This is a genomic window from Peribacillus sp. FSL K6-5616 (assembly GCF_038008245.1).
Classification (GTDB): domain Bacteria; phylum Bacillota; class Bacilli; order Bacillales; family DSM-1321; genus Peribacillus; species Peribacillus frigoritolerans.
Genome location: NZ_JBBOYT010000001.1, coordinates 1,181,618 through 1,199,155, shown reverse-complemented (window position 1 = coordinate 1,199,155; position 17,538 = coordinate 1,181,618). Strand labels below are relative to the sequence as shown.

Genomic DNA, 17,538 nt, shown 5'->3' with positions numbered 1-17,538 from the left:
ACTTCCTCTAATTCATGAATTTTAAACTTCCATAAAGTTTTCTGATTCTTCCATCCGGACGGAAACAAGTTTGGAGACGCCTGACTCCTGCATCGTAATGCCGTATAGGACATCTGCCTCTTCCATCGTGCCTTTGCGGTGAGTAATCACGATGAACTGCGTTTCCCTGCTGAACTTTCTTAAAAATTGGCTGAACCGGACGACATTCGCCTCATCTAGCGCTGCCTCGACTTCGTCAAGGATACAGAAAGGAACAGGACGCACTTTTAGAATCGAGAATAAAAGGGCTATGGCTGTCAATGCTCGTTCTCCGCCGGATAAGAGGCTCAAATTTTGCAGTTTTTTTCCGGGAGGCTGTGCAATGATATCCACCCCTGTATTTAGCAAATCATCAGGATTCGTCAGTTTCAGCTCCGCTCTGCCTCCGCCAAATAAAGCTTTGAAGACTTGTTCGAATTCTTTACGGATCGAATAGAAAGTATCCGCAAAGCGGCGTTTCATTTCATCATCCATTTCATCAATGACTTGGAATAATGTATCTTTCGCCTGTTGAAGGTCTTCCTTTTGACTAAGAAGGAATTCATAGCGTTCAGCTACACGTGCGTATTCATCAATTGCACCTAAATTCACCGTCCCCAGTTCCTCGATTGCAAGCTTGATGAGCTTCACCCTTTTTTGAGCTTCGTCGGCAGGCATCATCAATGGATACCGTTCTTTAGCACCTTCAAAGGAAAGGGTATATTCTTCTCGCAAGTGGTCGAGGCGATTTTCCAGTTCGACATCCAGACGAGTTAATTTCACTTCTTCATCCTTTATCACTTCGACAATGCCTCTATAAAGTCGATTTTCTTCTTTCAAGGACAGTTCGAGCGTTTCAACTTCCATTAGAAGCTCGTTTTTTTCCTGTTTTTTTATGGTGATTCCTTCAATTGCTCCATTTTTATCGAGCAATTTCTGCTGAGCCATATCTTCCAGGGACTCTTCCCCGCTTGAACTGTCTGTCATTTCATTGGTCAGGAGCCCTAAATCATCTTTGTTTTCAGCAAGCCTGCTTGATTCCTTAGAAAGATCCGATTCAATGCGTTCCATCTTCTCTTTTTGGTTTTGCAGCTGGCCACGCTTGGAAGCGAGCATTACCTTCAGTTCATTCGTTTCTTCAGCAAGACTCTCTTTTGAAGATTGTTGTGATTGCTTTTGTTCGGTCATTTCGGAAATCAACCGGTCCAGACCTTCAATTTCCGATTTACATGATTCCAAAAGTTCTTCCAGCTCTTCAAGTCTTGCCGTTTTTTGCTGTTGTTCTTCTAAATATGAATTTTTATCCAAATCATAAAGATGCAGCCGTTCATTCACATTTCTTTCCTGAAGCTCCACTTCACGGAGTTCCCCTTTAAGGGTTTGTTCTTGTAATCGAAGTCTCTCTCCCGTTTTTCTGGTTTGTTCAAGCGTTCGCTCTTGAACACCCACATCCACTTTGAGCTGTTTGACTTGCTTTTCAAGCTGATTCGTTTTGACTTCCATGGCAGCAAGTTTTTGTTGGAGCTCCTCCAATTCCGTTTTCCTTGAAAGCAGGGAGGTCGTTTTTTGCTTTAAGGCTCCACCAGTCATTGAACCACCTGGATTGACGATATCCCCTTCAAGTGTTACGAAGCGGAAACGATGCTGCATCATTTTTGCCAGGTCATTTGCCCCTTTTAAATCCGTGGTGATAATCACTGTTCCTAATAGGTTTTCAGCAATCGCTGCATGCCTATCATCATATTGGATCAATGAGGAACCAGTCCCTACAAAAGCTGAATGGCTCTTCAGCATCGATAATTGGTTAGCTGATATCTCTCTTGCCTTTATGACTGATAAAGGCAAGAAAGTCGCACGCCCGTACCTATTTTTCTTCAAGAAGGAAATGGCTTCCCGTGCATGCTCTTCGCGTTCCACGACAACATGCTGCATCGCTCCGCCCAAAGCCGTTTCAATGGCCGTTTCATATTCCTTTGGAACCTTTATCAATTCCGCAACTGCCCCTTCAATGCCTCGAAGGGTTTCTTTCGCTTTCAAAACCTCTTTTACACCCTGAAAGAAGCCTGCATAATCATCTTCCATTTCTTCAAGCAGTTCCTTACGCGATTTAGCCTGTTGAAGGAATTGATAGGCCTTATAAAGGGTGGTTTCTTGTTTTTGATACGTATCTTTTGCCGCATTCAATTTATTCTGCTGATTTCGGAAATAAGTGACATGCTCTTCAAGCTGCTTGGTCATATTGTCCATCAGCTGTGAATATTCCATTTTTTTAGCAGTGATATCCATTCTTTCAGTTAAGAACTTTTCATTTTCCATATCAAGTTTTGCATTTTTATGTTCCTGCTGCGCAAGCTGCTGAAGCAGGTATTGTTTTTCGTTTTTGGCCGAGGCCTGCTTGTTCAACCACTCGATATAGTCACTCTTTTTCGCTTCGATCACCGCTTCGATATCACTATTGAATAGACCGAGGCTTTTTTGTTTTTCATGTAAGGTTTCAGAAATCCCTTTCACTTCCAAGTTCAGTGCATGAAGGATTTCCGTTTCTCTTTCCTTTTGCAAAGACAAACGCTCGACAGCAGCCTCACCTTCCACAATCGCTTTTTCCAGCTGTGACTTGTTTTGGGCGGCATTTTTTTTCCGTTCTTTCAAAACTTCTTTACGGCCTTCAAGCTTTTCAAGTTCTTCGCTGGCATTCAGGAGAATCTCCTGAAGGCCATTGATCGATGTCTCAAGCGTCGCAAGACTATCCCTTAACTTTTTGAGATGTGCTTCCCTGTCCTGAAGCTGTCCTGCCATTTGCTGTTCCATTTCATTATGTTTTTCAAGTTCCTGTGATAGTTTTTCCCATTTTTCATAAAGCTCTTCAATTTCATAAACGGTTAAAGCCACTTCTATTTGCTCTAGCTCGTCTTTCTTCGCCAAAAATTCCTTGGCGAGGGAAGACTGAATTTTCAACGGCTCCACCTGCCCCTCCAATTCATGGAGGATATCATGGACACGGTTTAAGTTATCCTGTGTTTCCGTCAGCTTCGATTCCGCTTTTCGTTTTCTCGTTTTATACTTCAGGACACCGGCTGCTTCTTCAAAAATCACTCGTCTTTCTTCAGCCTTGCTGCTAAGGATTTCTTCCACTTTCCCTTGGCTGATGATGGAAAACGCTTCTCTCCCAAGACCGGAATCCATGAAAAGGTCTATGATGTCTTTCAGACGGCAACCTTGATTATTAATGAAAAATTCACTTTCTCCCGATCGATATACACGCCTTGTCACACTGACTTCATGAAAGTCGATCGGCAGGGAATTGGTCTCGTTATCAAGGGTCAATGATACTTCCGCAAAATTCAACGCTTTCCTCGTGTCACTTCCCGAAAAGATGATATCTTCCATTTTTGCTCCACGCAGTGATTTCGCAGACTGCTCTCCAAGGACCCACCGGACTGCATCGGTCACATTACTTTTACCGCTTCCGTTTGGTCCAACCACTGCCGTGACACCAGGTACAAAATCTATCGAAATTTTCTCTGCGAAAGATTTAAATCCTACAACGTCCAAACGTTTGAGGAACATGACCTTTCCCCCTCTACTGTTCAACTATCTTGTTGATTTTTTTCTTTTAAAACGATCAATGCATGCTCGGCTGCATGCTGCTCCGCTTCTTTTTTGGACTTTCCTATTCCAGAGCCAAGTTCTTCCCCATTCAGGGAGACCGTCGAAACAAACTCCCGATTATGGGCCGGTCCTTTTTCCTGCAAGATCTTATATTGCAGGACACCGATGGCATCGCGCTGGATCAGCTCCTGAAGCTGGCTCTTATAATCCATCACATGAGAAAAAGCACCCTCGTCTATCTTCGGAAACACGACATTCGTCAAAAACTGCACAACTGGCTCTAATCCTTGATCAAGGTACAAAGCACCAATATAGGCTTCGAATACATCCGCAAGCATGGCAGGGCGTTCCCTTCCACCTGTCATTTCTTCCCCTTTTCCGAGTAATACATATTCCCCGTAAGAAAGGCTATTGGCAAAAGCAACAAGTGAAGGCTCACATACAATGGCTGCCCTTAGTTTGGTAAGTTCACCTTCGCTCATCATCGGATATTTTTGATATAAGTATTTAGAGATGGTCAGTTCAAGTACAGCGTCCCCCAAGAATTCAAGCCTTTCATTATCTTCATAAGGCTTACGGCGATGCTCATTCACATAAGATGAATGTGTAAAAGCTTGTTTCAATAAGTTTTCATCTTTAAAATGAAAACCCAGATTTTCTTGCAACTGTTTGAATTTATTTTCCTTGATTGATGGTTTACGATTATTTCCGTTCCTACGCATCACACAAAACCCTCCACGGTTCAAAAAGCATATTTTTCCAATATATAAAAAGAAACCTGGCAGGAATTCCTGTCAAGCTTTCCTATGTACCATCATACATGATTATCCGCTTAAAGAAAACTAAAGGCAAAAGACACTGCATGCAGGCGGAGCATACCCGTGAACATGCTCATTCCGTTATCTGCCGCTGAATCAAACTTCTTTAAGCAATAAGAGAAAGCCCCGTTAAAAAACGGAGCTTTTAGTCAAATGACAATTCATTACATAGTGCTTTGTATGTAATTCACAGCATCACCTACTGTGGCGATTTTTTCAGCGTCATCGTCCGAAATTTCCATATCAAACTCGTCTTCGAATTCCATGACTAGTTCAACTACATCAAGGGAATCGGCACCAAGATCTTCTTTGAAAGAAGCTTCAAGTTTTACCTCTGATTCTTCTACGTTCAAACGATCTACAACGATTTTAGTTACTCTTTCTAATACATCTGCCAATGTGTTCACCTCCCCTCAAGACATTATAAATTAATTTCGAAAAAAATCAAAGAAAACTTACATGACCATGCCGCCATCTACATGAAGAGTTTGCCCAGTCATATATTTGCTTGCATCGGAAGCAAGGAAAGACGCCACTGCAGCAATATCTTTAGGGTCACCGAAACGTGCAAGCGGAATTTGGTCCAGCATGGCTTTTTGAACGTCTTCAGGCAATTCCCCAGTCATATCCGTTGAGATGAAACCTGGGGCAATCGCATTGACCGTAATGCCTCTTGATGCAAGTTCCTTTGCCGTCGTTTTAGTCAAACCGATGACACCTGCTTTAGCCGCTACATAATTAGCCTGCCCTGCATTTCCGCTGACGCCGACGATCGATGCCATATTTATGATCCTGCCGCTGCGCTGCTTCATCATTTGCCTTGTAACAGCTTTGGTGCATAGGAACACGCCTTTAAGATTCGTATTGATAACAGAATCCCATTCATCTTCTTTCATGCGCATCAAAAGGTTATCACGTGTGATGCCGGCATTATTAACCAGGATATCCACTCTGTCAAATTGTTCGACGACTTCTTTCATCATGCTTGTCACTGATTCACTATTTGCAACATCGCATTGGATGGCGAATGCTTTCCGGCCCAATGCCTTGATTTCATCAACCACTTCATTCGCTTTTGCTTCACTGCCGGAATAGTTAATGGCAACGTCTGCTCCCTGACGGGCAAGTTCCAATGCAACTTCCCTGCCAATACCTCGTGATGCTCCCGTTACAAGTGCTTTTTTACCTTCGAGGATCATGCTTGTACCCCCTTCAATGTTTCAATTGTTTTAGTTAGAGTATCTATATCGGATACCGAATGAATTTGAACGGAACGATCAATTTTCTTTATCAATCCGCCCAACACTTTCCCTGGGCCAACCTCGATGAACGTATCCACGCCCAATTCAAGTAGATTTTTCACACTGTCCTCCCAAAGGACCGGTGAATACAGCTGTTCGATTAATTTTTCTTTTATTTCGGCAGGTGCTGTAATGGGCTTAGCCGTTACGTTTGAAATGACAGGAATTTCTGCCTGTTTGAAGCTTACTTCATCAAGGACACCCTGTAACTTTTCTGCTGCCGGTTTCATTAATTCAGAATGGAACGGTCCGCTCACTTCAAGAGGAAGAGCCCGTTTAGCCCCATTTTCCTTGGCTTTTGCACTTGCAAGTTTAACCCCTTCGGAGGTGCCTGAAATGACGATTTGCCCTGGACAATTAATATTGGCCAATTGAACGGATTCACCTGTGGCCGTAATTTCAGAAGTGACTTCAGATAGAGCTTCACGGTCCATTCCCAAAATCGCAGCCATTGAGCCTTGACCATTCGGTACCGCAGCTTCCATGAATTCACCGCGTTTACGCACTGTATATACGGCATCTTTAAAAGAAATTGCACCAGATGCCACTAATGCCGTATATTCACCTAAACTGTGCCCGGCAGTATAATCGGGTTTGATTCCCGCTTCTTCCAACTCCCTGACAAAAGCATAACTCGTAGTCAATAAGGCTGGCTGTGCATTATAAGTCACCGTTAATTCTTGTTGTGTGCCATTAAAGATCAATTCCGTAAGCGGAAAATCAAGTTTTTCATCTGCTGATCGAAAAATTTGCTGAGCACGCTCTTTTTCCTGAAATAAGCCATGCCCCATTCCTATTGATTGTGATCCTTGTCCTGGAAAGACAAAAGCAATTTTACCCATCTGTTACTCCCCTGCCTCTATGATTTATTATTGTTTTTCTATTGTCTCCGCAATTGTCGATATGACGTCATTTCCAACCATATCGCGAGTCTGGCGTATAGCATTATAGACCGCATTCGCATCTGAAGAACCATGCGCCTTAATGACAGGGGCCTTCAAACCGAAGAGGCCAGCACCGCCATACTCCGAGTAATCCATTTTATTTTTTATGACTTTTAGTTCTGGCTTTACCATCGCTGCAGCCAACTTACTTTTGAGGTTGCTCATCAAGGCAGCTTTCACCATTTTGAATACGCCCATAGCAGTACCTTCCAGCGTCTTTAACACCATATTTCCCGTGAAGCCGTCCGTCACGACAACGTCTGCCGGCCCGTTTAGGAGGTCCCTTGCCTCTACGTTACCTATAAAGGATATCTCCGATGATTGCTGCAGTAATGTAAAGGCATGCTTAGTCAGTTCATTCCCTTTTTTTTCTTCTGTTCCGATATTAAGTAATCCGACACGAGGCTTTTCGATTCCCCGCACTTTTTGGGCATAAACAGACCCCATTATGGCGAATTGAAGGAGATGCTCCGGTTTAGCATCGGAGTTCGCGCCTACATCCAGTAATACAAAACCCTTGCCATCGATCGTCGGAAGGGTGGGAGCCAATGCCGGACGTTCAATGCCTTCTATCCTTCCGACCACAAACAAACCTGCAGCCATTAGCGCCCCCGTATTGCCTGAAGAAATGCATGCGTCCGCTTCTCCGTCAGCCACCTGCTGTGCAGCCAATACCATCGATGCGCTTTTCTTGCGGCGAACCGCACGAACAGGTTCATCGGTACTTAATATCTTTTCATCAGTATGTATAACCCTTATTCGGCCATGCTTCGCTAAGTATTGGTTAATCTCGGATTCTTTGCCTATCAAGGTAATTTCCACATCGGAAAAAGCCTCGACAGCTTTCATCGCTCCCAAAACCTGTGCCTTGGGAGCATTATCGCCACCCATTGCATCTATCGTTATCTTCATTTTTTTTCATCCTTTACTAGCAAGTTAAGAGCGATACATTTCGAACTCGCCTTTAAAAACCAGTTCATTACCTACGTAGCTTCTAACCTCAACCACGGAACGATCGTTGGTGTGGTCCACGTTTTTAACCCTCGCTTTAGCTACCACTCTTTCATTTTCCTTTACAGAACGAGTGAATAAAATGGATGCTTTCGCAGTTAATGCCAATTCATCATTTATGACTGCCACAGCCAATGAGTTTGCTTGGGCAAAAAGGTGATGTCCCCTTGCGATTCCATTCCGCTTAAAGACATGCTCTTTATTTATATCCAAAATCGAAATTGCATTATCATCTAAATTAAGATCAATTACTTCCCCGATGATTTCATCCAAAGGCAATGCCCTGATTTCGTCACTGAATTTTTTCTCGGCCACGCTTTTAATCCGTTCACGCAGTTCCGGTATCGATAATTCAAGACGGTCAAGCCTAATGGTCTGGACGCTCACCGAATATTTTTCAGCCAGCTCCTCATCCGTTACAAAAGGATTCTGTTTAATCGTTTCGATTAATAATTGCTGGCGTTCCTTCTTATTTCTTCGCATTTGAAGGTCACCATCCGTAGTATTATGACTAGGTACTAATAGTAGTATATATATTTTAAAAACAGATTGCAAGATATTGCGTAAAATCTCACAATCTGCTATTGGTTTTTTATTCAGTTCAGTCCAGCTTTTCTCCCGTAAATACTCCCGTTCCCTCTAAATAGTCCCGCAAAGGTGCATACTCCGGGGAATGCCAAAAGCTTTGGGACGCAATTAATTTTGCTGCATCCATCCTTGCCACTTCAAGGGTCCTGTAATCATGGACCATGTCGGCTACCTTGAATTCGGGAAGGCCGCTTTGTTTTTTACCGAAGAAGTCCCCGGGTCCACGGAGTTCCAAATCTTTTTCGGAAAGGGCAAAACCATCGTTTGTCTCAGTCATGATTTTCATCCGCTCTTTGCCGACTTCCGTTTTCGGATCAGCCAGCAGGATGCAAAAGGACTGATCGCTCCCCCGTCCAACCCTTCCCCGTAGCTGGTGCAACTGTGAAAGTCCAAAGCGCTCCGCATCATAAATGACCATTACCGTTGCATTTGGAACATTCACCCCAACCTCGACGACGGTAGTGGAAACAAGGATTTGCGCTTCATTGGCACTGAACTGCTGCATCACTTCTTCCTTTTCATCCGCGGGCAGCCGTCCATGCATAAGACCCACTTTGTACCTGTTCGCAAAGTATTGTGTCAGCATTGCATGAACATCAAGAACATTCTGTAAAGAATCGAGTTTCTCCGACTCCTCAATCAATGGACAGATGACATAAGCCTGTCTCCCTTTCTTTAGTTCCTTTTCGACAAAGGATAAGATCCGATCAAGCATTTGGTGTTTCGCCCAATAGGTCTCTATCGCTTTACGCCCGGCAGGCATTTCATCGATCGTCGAGACGTCCATTTCCCCAAACACTGTAATTGCGAGAGTTCGCGGAATTGGTGTAGCCGTCATGAAAAGTACATCTGGATTGGTACCTTTTTCACGAAGGATGCGGCGCTGCTCCACTCCGAAACGATGTTGTTCATCCGTTATGACAAGACCTAAGTTCCGGAAATTCACTTCATCTTGAATCAATGCATGAGTTCCTATCAAAAGATCCAGTTCCCCGGATTCCAGCATTTGCAATAGTTCCTTGCGCTTTTTGCCTTTTACCGAACTTGTCAACAATGCGACCTTTACTCCACTCGGTTCCAACATGGCTTTCAGCGATTGTGTATGCTGCTCAGCCAAGATTTCCGTGGGGACCATAAGTGCACCTTGGAAACCTGCTGTAATCGTAGCCTTCAGGCATATGGCGGCAACCACCGTTTTCCCAGACCCGACATCCCCTTGAAGCAGACGATTCATCCTGTAGGGAGATTTCATGTCATTCATTATTTCCTCGACGACCCTATTCTGAGCGTTCGTCAAAGGAAAAGGGAGTGTTTCAACAAAGGCTTCCAGCCGCTCCATGTCAAACTCCTGGCCTATTCCTTTTGACTGCTCCCGCTGCACTTTACGAAGTGCCTGCATTTTAAGTTGAAACAATAAAAATTCTTCATACACAAAACGGCGTCGGGCCTTCTTCACCTCATTGGCCGATTGAGGGAAATGCATGGTATGAAGAGCATCATTACGCGGCATCAGTTTGTATGCCGCCAATAATTGCGGGGGCAGATTTTCTTCTATCATTGTCCCATATTCAGAAAATGCATTGGAGATAAAGCGGCGGAGCCCTTTGACGGTAATGCTGCCCTTCACTGAGTACACCGGTTCGAACTCTTTCTCCCGGCTTCGATCACCAACATGGCATTCCGAGCCTGTAATGGTTTGGCGATGACGATCCCACTTTCCCGTTACCGTTACCGTTTCGCCTATCGCAAGCTTCGGCTTCAGATAAGGCTGGTTAAAAAAAATGACATTTATTAAATATCTCCCAGTCAAAACTTTAATCGTGAGCCTGGATTTTTTCTTTCCGAAGTACCCTAACGTGGGTACTGTATGAACTTTGCCTTCTACAGTAACCCGTTCATCATGCTCGACCGTTTCTAAATCCCTCAACCGGTAATCTTCATAGCGATATGGGAGGTGCTCAAGGAGATCCGCGACGGTATGGATCTCCATTTCCCCCAAAGCTGCTGCCGTTTCGGCCCCAATGCCTTTTACTGCGGTAATGGGTTCGCGTAAAGTCGAGTTCACTTCTTATTTAGCGGTAAGCCAAAGATTTTCGCTTCCAACTCCCGCCCAGTCGGTGTAGCCGCTAAACCTCCTTGTGCAGTTTCCCTAAGAGCAGATGGCATCGTTTGCCCGATTTTATACATCGCATCAATTACTTCATCACACGGTATGCGGCTTGTGATACCCGCTAAAGCCATATCTGCTGCAACCATGGCATTGGCTGCACCCATGGCATTACGTTTCACACAAGGTACCTCCACAAGACCAGCAACAGGATCACACACAAGACCAAGCATGTTCTTTAATGTGATTGCCATCGCTTCTGCACTTTGTGCCGGTGTCCCTCCTGCCATTTCAACGATGGCTGCCGCCGCCATACCCGAAGCAGAACCGACCTCCGCCTGACAGCCCCCTGCGGCTCCAGAGATCGAAGCATTATTCGCTACTACAAAACCAAACGCCCCTGCTGTAAATAGGAACTCAATTTTCTGTTCCCGATTCGGTTTTAATTTATTTTGCAAAGCGAAAAGGGTACCAGGCACAACACCAGCAGATCCGGCAGTCGGTGTCGCACAAATCGTTCCCATGGCTGCGTTCACTTCGTTTGTTGCCACGGCTTTGCTTACCGCATCCAACAGCAGTTCCCCGGATAAGGAGTTTCCGGATTTAATGTAATTCTGAAGAAGGACTGCATCCCCTCCCGTCAGGCCGGAAACGGACCGTACACCTTGAAGTCCTTTTTCAACTGCCTGTTCCATTACATCCAGATTGACTCCCATCTGCCGGATGATTTCTTCACGGCTTTTTCCCGTTACTTCCATTTCCTGCTCTATCATCAGCGTTGAAATTTTTTTCTGCTTTGATTCAGCTAATTCTACTAATTCCGCTACATTTCGAAACATGATTTCTTCTCCTTCCTAAGTGGAAACGATTGCTCTATCAATCCACAATCCTTGCTACTTGAGTGATATTGGGGAGTGCTGTAATTTCAGCTATGACGTGATCCTCCAGATTTTGGTCCACTTCAATCGTCATCAAGGCCATCTGCCCTTTCTCTTTTCGGGAGACTTCCATTTGGCCAATATTGATCTGATGCTTGGCTAATATGTTTGAAACATTGGCTATGGCACCAAATCGATCATCATGAACGACGAGTATGGCAGGGTTATGCCCGGAAAGCCTCAATTTAAACCCGTTCAATTCGACGATTTCGATCTTTCCCCCGCCTATCGATATTCCGACAAGTTCCAGTTCACCATCATCATCACCAACTGTTATTTTTGCTGTATTGGGATGTTCCGGTACTGCCTCTTCTTCTCGAAATGTAATTTTTATTTTCTTTTTGCGTGCTATTTCCAGCGATTCTTTGATTCTCTCATCAAATGTATCAAAATCAAGCAAGCCTCCTACAATGGCTACATCCGTTCCATGGCCTTTATAGGTTTTGGCAAACGATCCGTAAAAAGAAATATGGGCCCATTTTGGTTCCCGGTCGAATAAATTCCTGGCAACCCTGCCGATCCTTGCAGCTCCTGCTGTATGGGAACTAGAGGGGCCGATCATAACAGGACCAATTATATCGAATACACTTCTAAATTTCATGATTAGCTCCTCCTTCTATTCACTTGGAGTCAGTTTAATAATAAAGCCTGATATATTGTAATTACAATTATGCTGTCCGTAATCCTTCTTTTCATAAAATTAAAGGCTCTTTTCGTAAAGATTGTTGTTTTTAAAACGAAACTATTTAAGGTTGATTGGAGCGGAAGTGCGAGACTCCTGCGGGAGCAGCGGGACAGGTGAGACCCCACAGGCGTTTACGCCGAGGAGGCTCACCGCCCGCCCCGCGGAAAGCGAGCATCTGGAGGGGAAATCAACCACAACTCACTACCTGGTAAATAGCAACAAAGTATGTGAAAACAGCCAAAATAAAACTGCATAGCCTAATGACATATGCAGTTTATTGCCTTTTATTTTTTCGGGATCCTCCAAACATTATGACGGATAGGTTTCCCTTATTTTCATGTTCTCTACTTATTCAATTGAAAAAATGAAAGAATATAAAGGTTGTTTCCCATTATGGACTTCAACTTCAACGTCTTCGAAATTCTCATTACAAAACGCAACAAGACTTTCGACATCTTCAGCAGTGGCATCTTCACCATATAAAATGGTAAGGATTTCTGAATCTTCGTCAATCATATCGGAGAGAAGATCTTTTGCCGCTTTAGTCATGTCTTTATCCTTCACCTTGATGGTGCCTTCAGCAATTCCCATGAAGTCCCCGGTCTCGATTGCAAGACCGTCAATGTTGGTATCCCGGACAGCATAAGTAATCTGGCCCGTTTTCACATGGGAAAGGGCTTCGATCATCGCTTTTTTATTCTCTTCGGCATCAAGTGATGGGTTGAAAGCCAACAATGCAGCCATTCCCTGCGGTACTGTTTTCGTTGGAATGACAGTCACATGATCCCCAAGTACATCAGCAGCCTGATTGGCGGCCATGATGATATTTTTATTATTAGGCAAGATGATCACATGATCTGCATATGCCCCTTCGACAGCTTTAACGATATCTTCCGTGCTAGGATTCATCGTTTGCCCGCCTTCGATGACGGACTTAGCGCCGATGCTTTTGAATAATTCGCTGATGCCAGCGCCCATCGCCACTGACACTACAGCGTATTTCTCTTTGGTGGGCGGTTTAGTTTGAAGCGGTGTATTCGTCTCACCTACAATCGCAGTATGCTGTTCACGCATATTATCGATTTTCATTTTTATTAAACTACCATATTGCTGTCCATAATTCAGGCACGTGCCAGGCTGTTCAGAGTGAATATGTACTTTGACGACTTCATCATCTGAGATGACTAGTAAAGAATCTCCGTATTCACTTAAATCATTTCTGAATTTTTCTTCATCAAATGATTGATTGGCAAGTTTTTCACTTTCCAATCGGACCATGAATTCCGTACAGTAGCCAAACACGATATCTTCCGTGTTCATATGTCCTTGTACATTCATGTGATGTTCGGCACTGATCATGTCATCCATGCTTGGACCATTAGCGGATCGGACTGGAAGGGCTTCACCTTTCAGCTCAGCAAGGAAACCTTCATATACGAACACCAACCCTTGCCCGCCGCTATCAACGACACCCACTTCTTTTAAGACTGGAAGAAGATCAGGTGTGCGTTTTAATGATGCATTAGCCTCCGTAACGATTTCTTCCATTACCTGAATAAGGTCTATATGCTTTGCTGCTGATGAAACCGCTTGCTTGGCTGCATCTTTTGCAACCGTTAAAATGGTTCCTTCAACAGGTTTCATAACGGCTTTATAAGCTGTTTGAACCCCTGCTTCAAAAGCTTGGGCAAATTCTTCACTATTGATTTCCGATTTATGTTCAATCGCTTTAGCAAAACCGCGGAACAGTTGCGAAAGGATAACTCCCGAATTGCCGCGTGCGCCCATAAGCAATCCTCTTGAAAGGGACGCACCCACTTTTCCGATGTGTTCCTGGACGTTATTTTGCACTTCCTTCGCTCCCGAAGTCATCGATAAATTCATATTCGTTCCTGTATCTCCATCCGGAACAGGGAAAACATTCAATGCATCAACCATTTGGGCATTAGCCGCTAAATGGTTGGCACCTTGAATGATCATTTCTGCAAAGCGCTTTCCGTTCAAACTTGTAATTGACACAAAACTTTCCTCCTATACTTAAGGGTTCGTCACACGAACTCCCTGTACAAAAATGTTAACGGAATCAACAGCTAATCCTACAGTTTTGTCCAGAGTGTACTTTACCTTTGATTGCACATTATGTGCAACTTCCGAGATTTTCGTTCCATAACTTACGATAATATACATATCGATATGAACTTCTTCCTCTTCTTGACGTACAATTACACCCTTAGTAAAGTTTTCTTTTCTTAGAATTTCGGCAATGCCGTCTTTAAATTGTTTTTTGGAAGCCATTCCTATAATTCCATAGCAATCCACGGCTGCGCCGCCTGCTACAGTTGCGATAACATCATTAGAGATATCAATTTGTCCATACTTCGTTTGTAATTCGATAGACATTTTCTTTTCCCTCCCAAAAAATCAAATCAACTAAAGACATTTTACTATAATGTCTCTGGTTTTAAAAGTAAATGTCTTACGGCACTCTATATAATTCAATTTCGAAGTATGTATGTCAAGGTTTTTTTCTTGAAAGTAATTAACTGAAGTATTGCATTCTAGCGGTAGGTATGATAAATTATTAAAGTATTTTACAAAGACTTAAGACGACTGCGAAAAACTTAAGCTTGTTGTAGTTAGGAGGGAATTTGACATGGCACGTAAATGTGTAATCACTGGAAGAAGAACTCGTTCTGGTAACAGCCGCTCTCACGCAATGAACGCTAGCAAGCGTACATGGGGCGCTAACCTTCAAAAAGTACGTATTTTAGTTGACGGTAAACCTAAACGTGTATACGTTTCTGCAAGAGCTCTTAAATCGGGCAAAGTAGAACGCGTATAATGTTACGGCATCCTCTTAGGATGCCTTTTTACTTGTAATGGCCGGTATTTAATGGGGATGGTTTCAAATCTTTGACCAGGTCCAGTCTGCATCAAGAAGGATGCCTTCACCCATTAATGGATGGCCGCCCATATTTACCAAAAAATAACACCTCCCTTATTTTGAGAGGTGTCATGGAGATAAGTATCAGCCTTTTTTAAACGCTCCGAGCATAGCCCTTACCAAACTGCCCAGAACTTTTGGCAATTTAATCGTATAAAATTTCATCATGCCCCTCCTCTTTGCATCCCACAATTAAAGATGAAGTGGAATTTTTCTATTACAACATAAGCTTTTAAGCGGATATAGGATGATCGTAATTATATCCGAATCTGCTCTAAGCATGAATTTTAATCACTGCTTCTTATCACCATTAATATGCCTTTCTCAAATGAAACATTCCCAGATTCGGAAATTAGTTCATTGCTGATGCAAAGCGTCGAACCCATTTCCAAGCTTGCATCGTCCAGCGGATATTTGAAACCCGAAAGAGTAATGCCGGTGACTTCAGCGTTTACTGGGAGCAAGGACAAGTATTTCTTATCTTTCAAAGCAGTGACCTCATAAGAACCGGCTGTCTTTACTGTGATTATATTTTGCCGATCGACTATGTATATATCCATATCGCCATGATGAGGGAGGACACTTTCTTTTTGGAGCAGCTGGATATTCCCGAGAAAATGGTCCATTCTTCCCCCTGTTGCGCCCAGAATGTGAATTTCTCTTGGCTTTTGCCCCATTGCCCATTTAAATGCGATTTCTAAATCCGTTTCATCCTTTTCCGAGGAATATAGATTGATTTCTTGCAGCATTTGCTCAATCTTTTCGTATTCACCTTCCGAAACCGAATCAAAATCCCCAAAACCGTACTTAGGTTCGATACCTTTTTCAAGCAGAGACCATACTCCCCTGTCAACCCCGACCCAAAGATCTGTCTTCTCCTTATACCATGTCAAATCCGGCCAAAAACATTCCGGACCTCCAGCCATTATACTGATAATCATCGAAATCATCCTTTTCCATATATAATCATATCCAAGGTGCCTTAGTTTAATTGATAAAAAAAGCCGATCACCATCATATGAATATGATAGTGTCGGCTTATATCACTTTCCCCGAATCTTTTGAATCGCTGCGTGTCGATCTTCCTGATCATATATTGCCGAACCGGCCACCAGGATTGTCGCCCCTTGTTCAATACATAGTTTAGCCGTTTCTTCATTTACTCCACCATCAATCTCTATCTCGAGATTTTGATTATACTTTCCTGCCATCGCCTTCACTTCGGCAATTTTCGGAAGAACGGATTTAATGAACTTTTGCCCGCCAAAACCCGGATTAACCGTCATCAACAATACCATGTCAATATCTTCGATTATAGGTTGTATCAAGGAAGCCGGAGTGGCTGGATTAAGCACCACGCCTGCCTTTACACCAAAAGATTTAATCAATTGAACCGTTCGATGCAAATGTGTGCAGGCCTCTACATGTACAGTTATATAATCGGCTCCCGCTTTCGCAAAGGACTCGATATAACGATCAGGTTGTTCAATCATTAAATGTACATCAAGCGGAAGCTTCGTTACTGGGCGGATAGCATCAACAATTAGTGAGCCTATCGTTATATTCGGCACGAAATGCCCATCCATGACATCCACATGGATCAAATCCGCTCCGCCCCTTTCCACATCAAGAATTTCTTCTCCCAATTTTGCAAAGTCAGCTGATAAAATGGATGGTGCGATTTTAACCATTTTAATACCTCGGCTTTCTATCTCTTATTTCTTCTAAGAATTGCATATAATGCTCGTATCGATAACGGGGAATTTCCCCGGAATCCACCGCTTCCTTCACTGCACATTTCGGTTCTTTATCGTGCAGACAGGCCCTGAATTTACAGTCTTCCCCATGCTTATGCATTTCCGGGAAGCAATAGGAAAGCCGTTCAGCTTCCATTTCCATGAATTCAAGTGAACTGAACCCTGGAGTATCCGCGACAAGTCCGGAGCCAATATGGATCAATTCAACGTGCCGGGTCGTATGCTTCCCGCGTCCCAGATGTGAAGAAATATCATCCGTCTTTAAAGCCAATTCCGGATTGATCGCATTCAGCAAGGACGATTTCCCAACACCGGACTGCCCCGCAAATACACTGGTCTTTCCTTCTAAATACGGCACTAGTTCTTCAATCCCTCCAGCGGTGACGGAAGATGTCTCCAGTACAGTATAGCCAAGTTTCTGATAGTCCTTGATATACTGAGACAATTTCTTTTTGTTTTCAGCTGTAACCAAGTCCAGTTTCGTCACGACGATGATCGGTTCGATTTCGTTATCTTCGATCAATACGAGAAATCGATCAAGCAAGGCTGGACTGAAATCAGGTTCCACTGCCGAAAAGACAAGGATTGCCTGGTCTACATTCGAGATTTGCGGACGTATCAATTCATTCTTTCGCGGTTTTATTTCGGTCACGGTCCCGTCCGTTTTATTTTCCGCTTCAAAAACAACATAATCACCAACGAGCGGGGTTACCTTATTCTTCCTGAACAGGCCCCTTCCACGGCATTGATAGACCTCTTCACCATCAAGGACATAATAAAATCCACTTAATGCTTTGATTATTTTTCCTTCTGGCATA

At 43.6% G+C, this 17,538-nt stretch carries 17 protein-coding genes; 1 reads left to right on the top strand and 16 read right to left on the bottom strand.

Annotation, left to right across the window (positions count from 1 at the left end; translation table 11 throughout):
• Positions 1 to 21 precede the first annotated feature (21 nt).
• The 12 genes from smc to MHB45_RS05735 all read right to left on the bottom strand — a co-directional run bounded on the left by smc (position 22) and on the right by MHB45_RS05735 (position 14,419).
• A complete protein-coding gene (gene smc / locus MHB45_RS05790) occupies positions 22 to 3,585 on the bottom strand; it encodes a chromosome segregation protein SMC (protein ID WP_072272716.1) in 3,564 nt (1,187 codons plus the stop codon).
• 20 nt (positions 3,586 to 3,605) lie between these two features.
• Positions 3,606 to 4,349 carry a ribonuclease III gene (gene rnc / locus MHB45_RS05785; protein WP_034313726.1) on the bottom strand — a complete coding sequence of 248 codons (744 nt, stop codon included), beginning with the start codon at positions 4,347 to 4,349 and terminating at the stop codon, positions 3,606 to 3,608.
• A gap of 260 nt (positions 4,350 to 4,609) precedes the next feature.
• Positions 4,610 to 4,843 (bottom strand): acyl carrier protein, encoded by a 234-nt coding sequence (locus MHB45_RS05780; protein ID WP_034313729.1) that lies wholly within the window; start codon positions 4,841 to 4,843, stop codon positions 4,610 to 4,612.
• A gap of 57 nt (positions 4,844 to 4,900) precedes the next feature.
• On the bottom strand, positions 4,901 to 5,644 hold the full coding sequence (gene fabG / locus MHB45_RS05775; RefSeq protein WP_072272715.1) for a 3-oxoacyl-[acyl-carrier-protein] reductase: 744 nt from the start codon (positions 5,642 to 5,644) through the stop codon (positions 4,901 to 4,903).
• On the bottom strand, positions 5,641 to 6,588 hold the full coding sequence (fabD, locus tag MHB45_RS05770) for an ACP S-malonyltransferase (RefSeq protein ID WP_072272714.1): 948 nt from the start codon (positions 6,586 to 6,588) through the stop codon (positions 5,641 to 5,643). Before fabD ends, fabG begins: the two co-directional genes overlap by 4 nt.
• 27 nt (positions 6,589 to 6,615) lie before the next feature.
• A complete protein-coding gene (gene plsX, locus MHB45_RS05765; RefSeq protein ID WP_072272713.1) occupies positions 6,616 to 7,602 on the bottom strand; it encodes a phosphate acyltransferase PlsX in 987 nt (328 codons plus the stop codon).
• A gap of 24 nt (positions 7,603 to 7,626) precedes the next feature.
• Positions 7,627 to 8,184 carry a transcription factor FapR gene (fapR, locus tag MHB45_RS05760; RefSeq protein ID WP_034313744.1) on the bottom strand — a complete coding sequence of 186 codons (558 nt, stop codon included), beginning with the start codon at positions 8,182 to 8,184 and terminating at the stop codon, positions 7,627 to 7,629.
• 118 nt (positions 8,185 to 8,302) lie between these two features.
• Positions 8,303 to 10,354 (bottom strand): ATP-dependent DNA helicase RecG, encoded by a 2,052-nt coding sequence (gene recG / locus MHB45_RS05755; protein WP_048684929.1) that lies wholly within the window; start codon positions 10,352 to 10,354, stop codon positions 8,303 to 8,305.
• Positions 10,351 to 11,235 (bottom strand): L-serine ammonia-lyase, iron-sulfur-dependent, subunit alpha, encoded by an 885-nt coding sequence (sdaAA, locus tag MHB45_RS05750; RefSeq protein WP_048684931.1) that lies wholly within the window; start codon positions 11,233 to 11,235, stop codon positions 10,351 to 10,353. Before sdaAA ends, recG begins: the two co-directional genes overlap by 4 nt.
• Before the next feature lie 37 nt (positions 11,236 to 11,272).
• Complete coding sequence (gene sdaAB / locus MHB45_RS05745) at positions 11,273 to 11,935, bottom strand: L-serine ammonia-lyase, iron-sulfur-dependent subunit beta (protein ID WP_072272712.1); 663 nt, start codon at positions 11,933 to 11,935, stop codon at positions 11,273 to 11,275.
• A gap of 432 nt (positions 11,936 to 12,367) precedes the next feature.
• The gene (locus tag MHB45_RS05740; protein ID WP_048684654.1) at positions 12,368 to 14,038 is read right to left on the bottom strand and encodes a DAK2 domain-containing protein; all 1,671 of its coding nucleotides are present in this window, start codon (positions 14,036 to 14,038) and stop codon (positions 12,368 to 12,370) included.
• Positions 14,039 to 14,056: 18 nt separating this feature from the next.
• Positions 14,057 to 14,419, bottom strand: coding sequence for an Asp23/Gls24 family envelope stress response protein (locus MHB45_RS05735; protein ID WP_048684651.1), 363 nt, complete (start codon positions 14,417 to 14,419; stop codon positions 14,057 to 14,059).
• Positions 14,420 to 14,672: 253 nt separating this feature from the next.
• Here MHB45_RS05735 and rpmB point away from each other — a divergent pair, with 253 nt between their 5' ends.
• The gene (rpmB, locus tag MHB45_RS05730; RefSeq protein ID WP_034313767.1) at positions 14,673 to 14,861 is read left to right on the top strand and encodes a 50S ribosomal protein L28; all 189 of its coding nucleotides are present in this window, start codon (positions 14,673 to 14,675) and stop codon (positions 14,859 to 14,861) included.
• A 186-nt stretch (positions 14,862 to 15,047) separates the two neighbouring features.
• Here the strand turns inward: rpmB and spoVM are convergent, their stop codons facing one another.
• From spoVM to rsgA, 4 genes are all read right to left on the bottom strand, one after another.
• Positions 15,048 to 15,128 carry a stage V sporulation protein SpoVM gene (spoVM, locus tag MHB45_RS05725; RefSeq protein WP_034313769.1) on the bottom strand — a complete coding sequence of 27 codons (81 nt, stop codon included), beginning with the start codon at positions 15,126 to 15,128 and terminating at the stop codon, positions 15,048 to 15,050.
• Positions 15,129 to 15,250: 122 nt separating this feature from the next.
• On the bottom strand, positions 15,251 to 15,904 hold the full coding sequence (locus MHB45_RS05720; RefSeq protein ID WP_048684650.1) for a thiamine diphosphokinase: 654 nt from the start codon (positions 15,902 to 15,904) through the stop codon (positions 15,251 to 15,253).
• Positions 15,905 to 16,006: 102 nt separating this feature from the next.
• A complete protein-coding gene (gene rpe / locus MHB45_RS05715; RefSeq protein WP_072272711.1) occupies positions 16,007 to 16,654 on the bottom strand; it encodes a ribulose-phosphate 3-epimerase in 648 nt (215 codons plus the stop codon).
• Position 16,655: 1 nt separating this feature from the next.
• On the bottom strand, positions 16,656 to 17,537 hold the full coding sequence (rsgA, locus tag MHB45_RS05710; protein WP_340907483.1) for a ribosome small subunit-dependent GTPase A: 882 nt from the start codon (positions 17,535 to 17,537) through the stop codon (positions 16,656 to 16,658).
• Between the last annotated feature and the right edge of the window lies 1 nt (position 17,538).

Coding starts and splice junctions, on each gene's coding strand:
- fabG (WP_072272715.1), bottom strand. CDS start 5,644: ATGATCCTCGAAGGTAAAAAAGCACTTGTAACGGGAGCATCACGAGGT.
- rpe (WP_072272711.1), bottom strand. CDS start 16,654: ATGGTTAAAATCGCACCATCCATTTTATCAGCTGACTTTGCAAAATTG.
- rpmB (WP_034313767.1), top strand. CDS start 14,673: ATGGCACGTAAATGTGTAATCACTGGAAGAAGAACTCGTTCTGGTAAC.
- fabD (WP_072272714.1), bottom strand. CDS start 6,588: ATGGGTAAAATTGCTTTTGTCTTTCCAGGACAAGGATCACAATCAATA.
- smc (WP_072272716.1), bottom strand. CDS start 3,585: ATGTTCCTCAAACGTTTGGACGTTGTAGGATTTAAATCTTTCGCAGAG.
- spoVM (WP_034313769.1), bottom strand. CDS start 15,128: ATGAAATTTTATACGATTAAATTGCCAAAAGTTCTGGGCAGTTTGGTA.
- MHB45_RS05735 (WP_048684651.1), bottom strand. CDS start 14,419: ATGTCTATCGAATTACAAACGAAGTATGGACAAATTGATATCTCTAAT.
- fapR (WP_034313744.1), bottom strand. CDS start 8,184: ATGCGAAGAAATAAGAAGGAACGCCAGCAATTATTAATCGAAACGATT.
- MHB45_RS05720 (WP_048684650.1), bottom strand. CDS start 15,904: ATGATTATCAGTATAATGGCTGGAGGTCCGGAATGTTTTTGGCCGGAT.
- rsgA (WP_340907483.1), bottom strand. CDS start 17,537: ATGCCAGAAGGAAAAATAATCAAAGCATTAAGTGGATTTTATTATGTC.
- plsX (WP_072272713.1), bottom strand. CDS start 7,602: ATGAAGATAACGATAGATGCAATGGGTGGCGATAATGCTCCCAAGGCA.
- sdaAA (WP_048684931.1), bottom strand. CDS start 11,235: ATGTTTCGAAATGTAGCGGAATTAGTAGAATTAGCTGAATCAAAGCAG.
- sdaAB (WP_072272712.1), bottom strand. CDS start 11,935: ATGAAATTTAGAAGTGTATTCGATATAATTGGTCCTGTTATGATCGGC.
- rnc (WP_034313726.1), bottom strand. CDS start 4,349: ATGCGTAGGAACGGAAATAATCGTAAACCATCAATCAAGGAAAATAAA.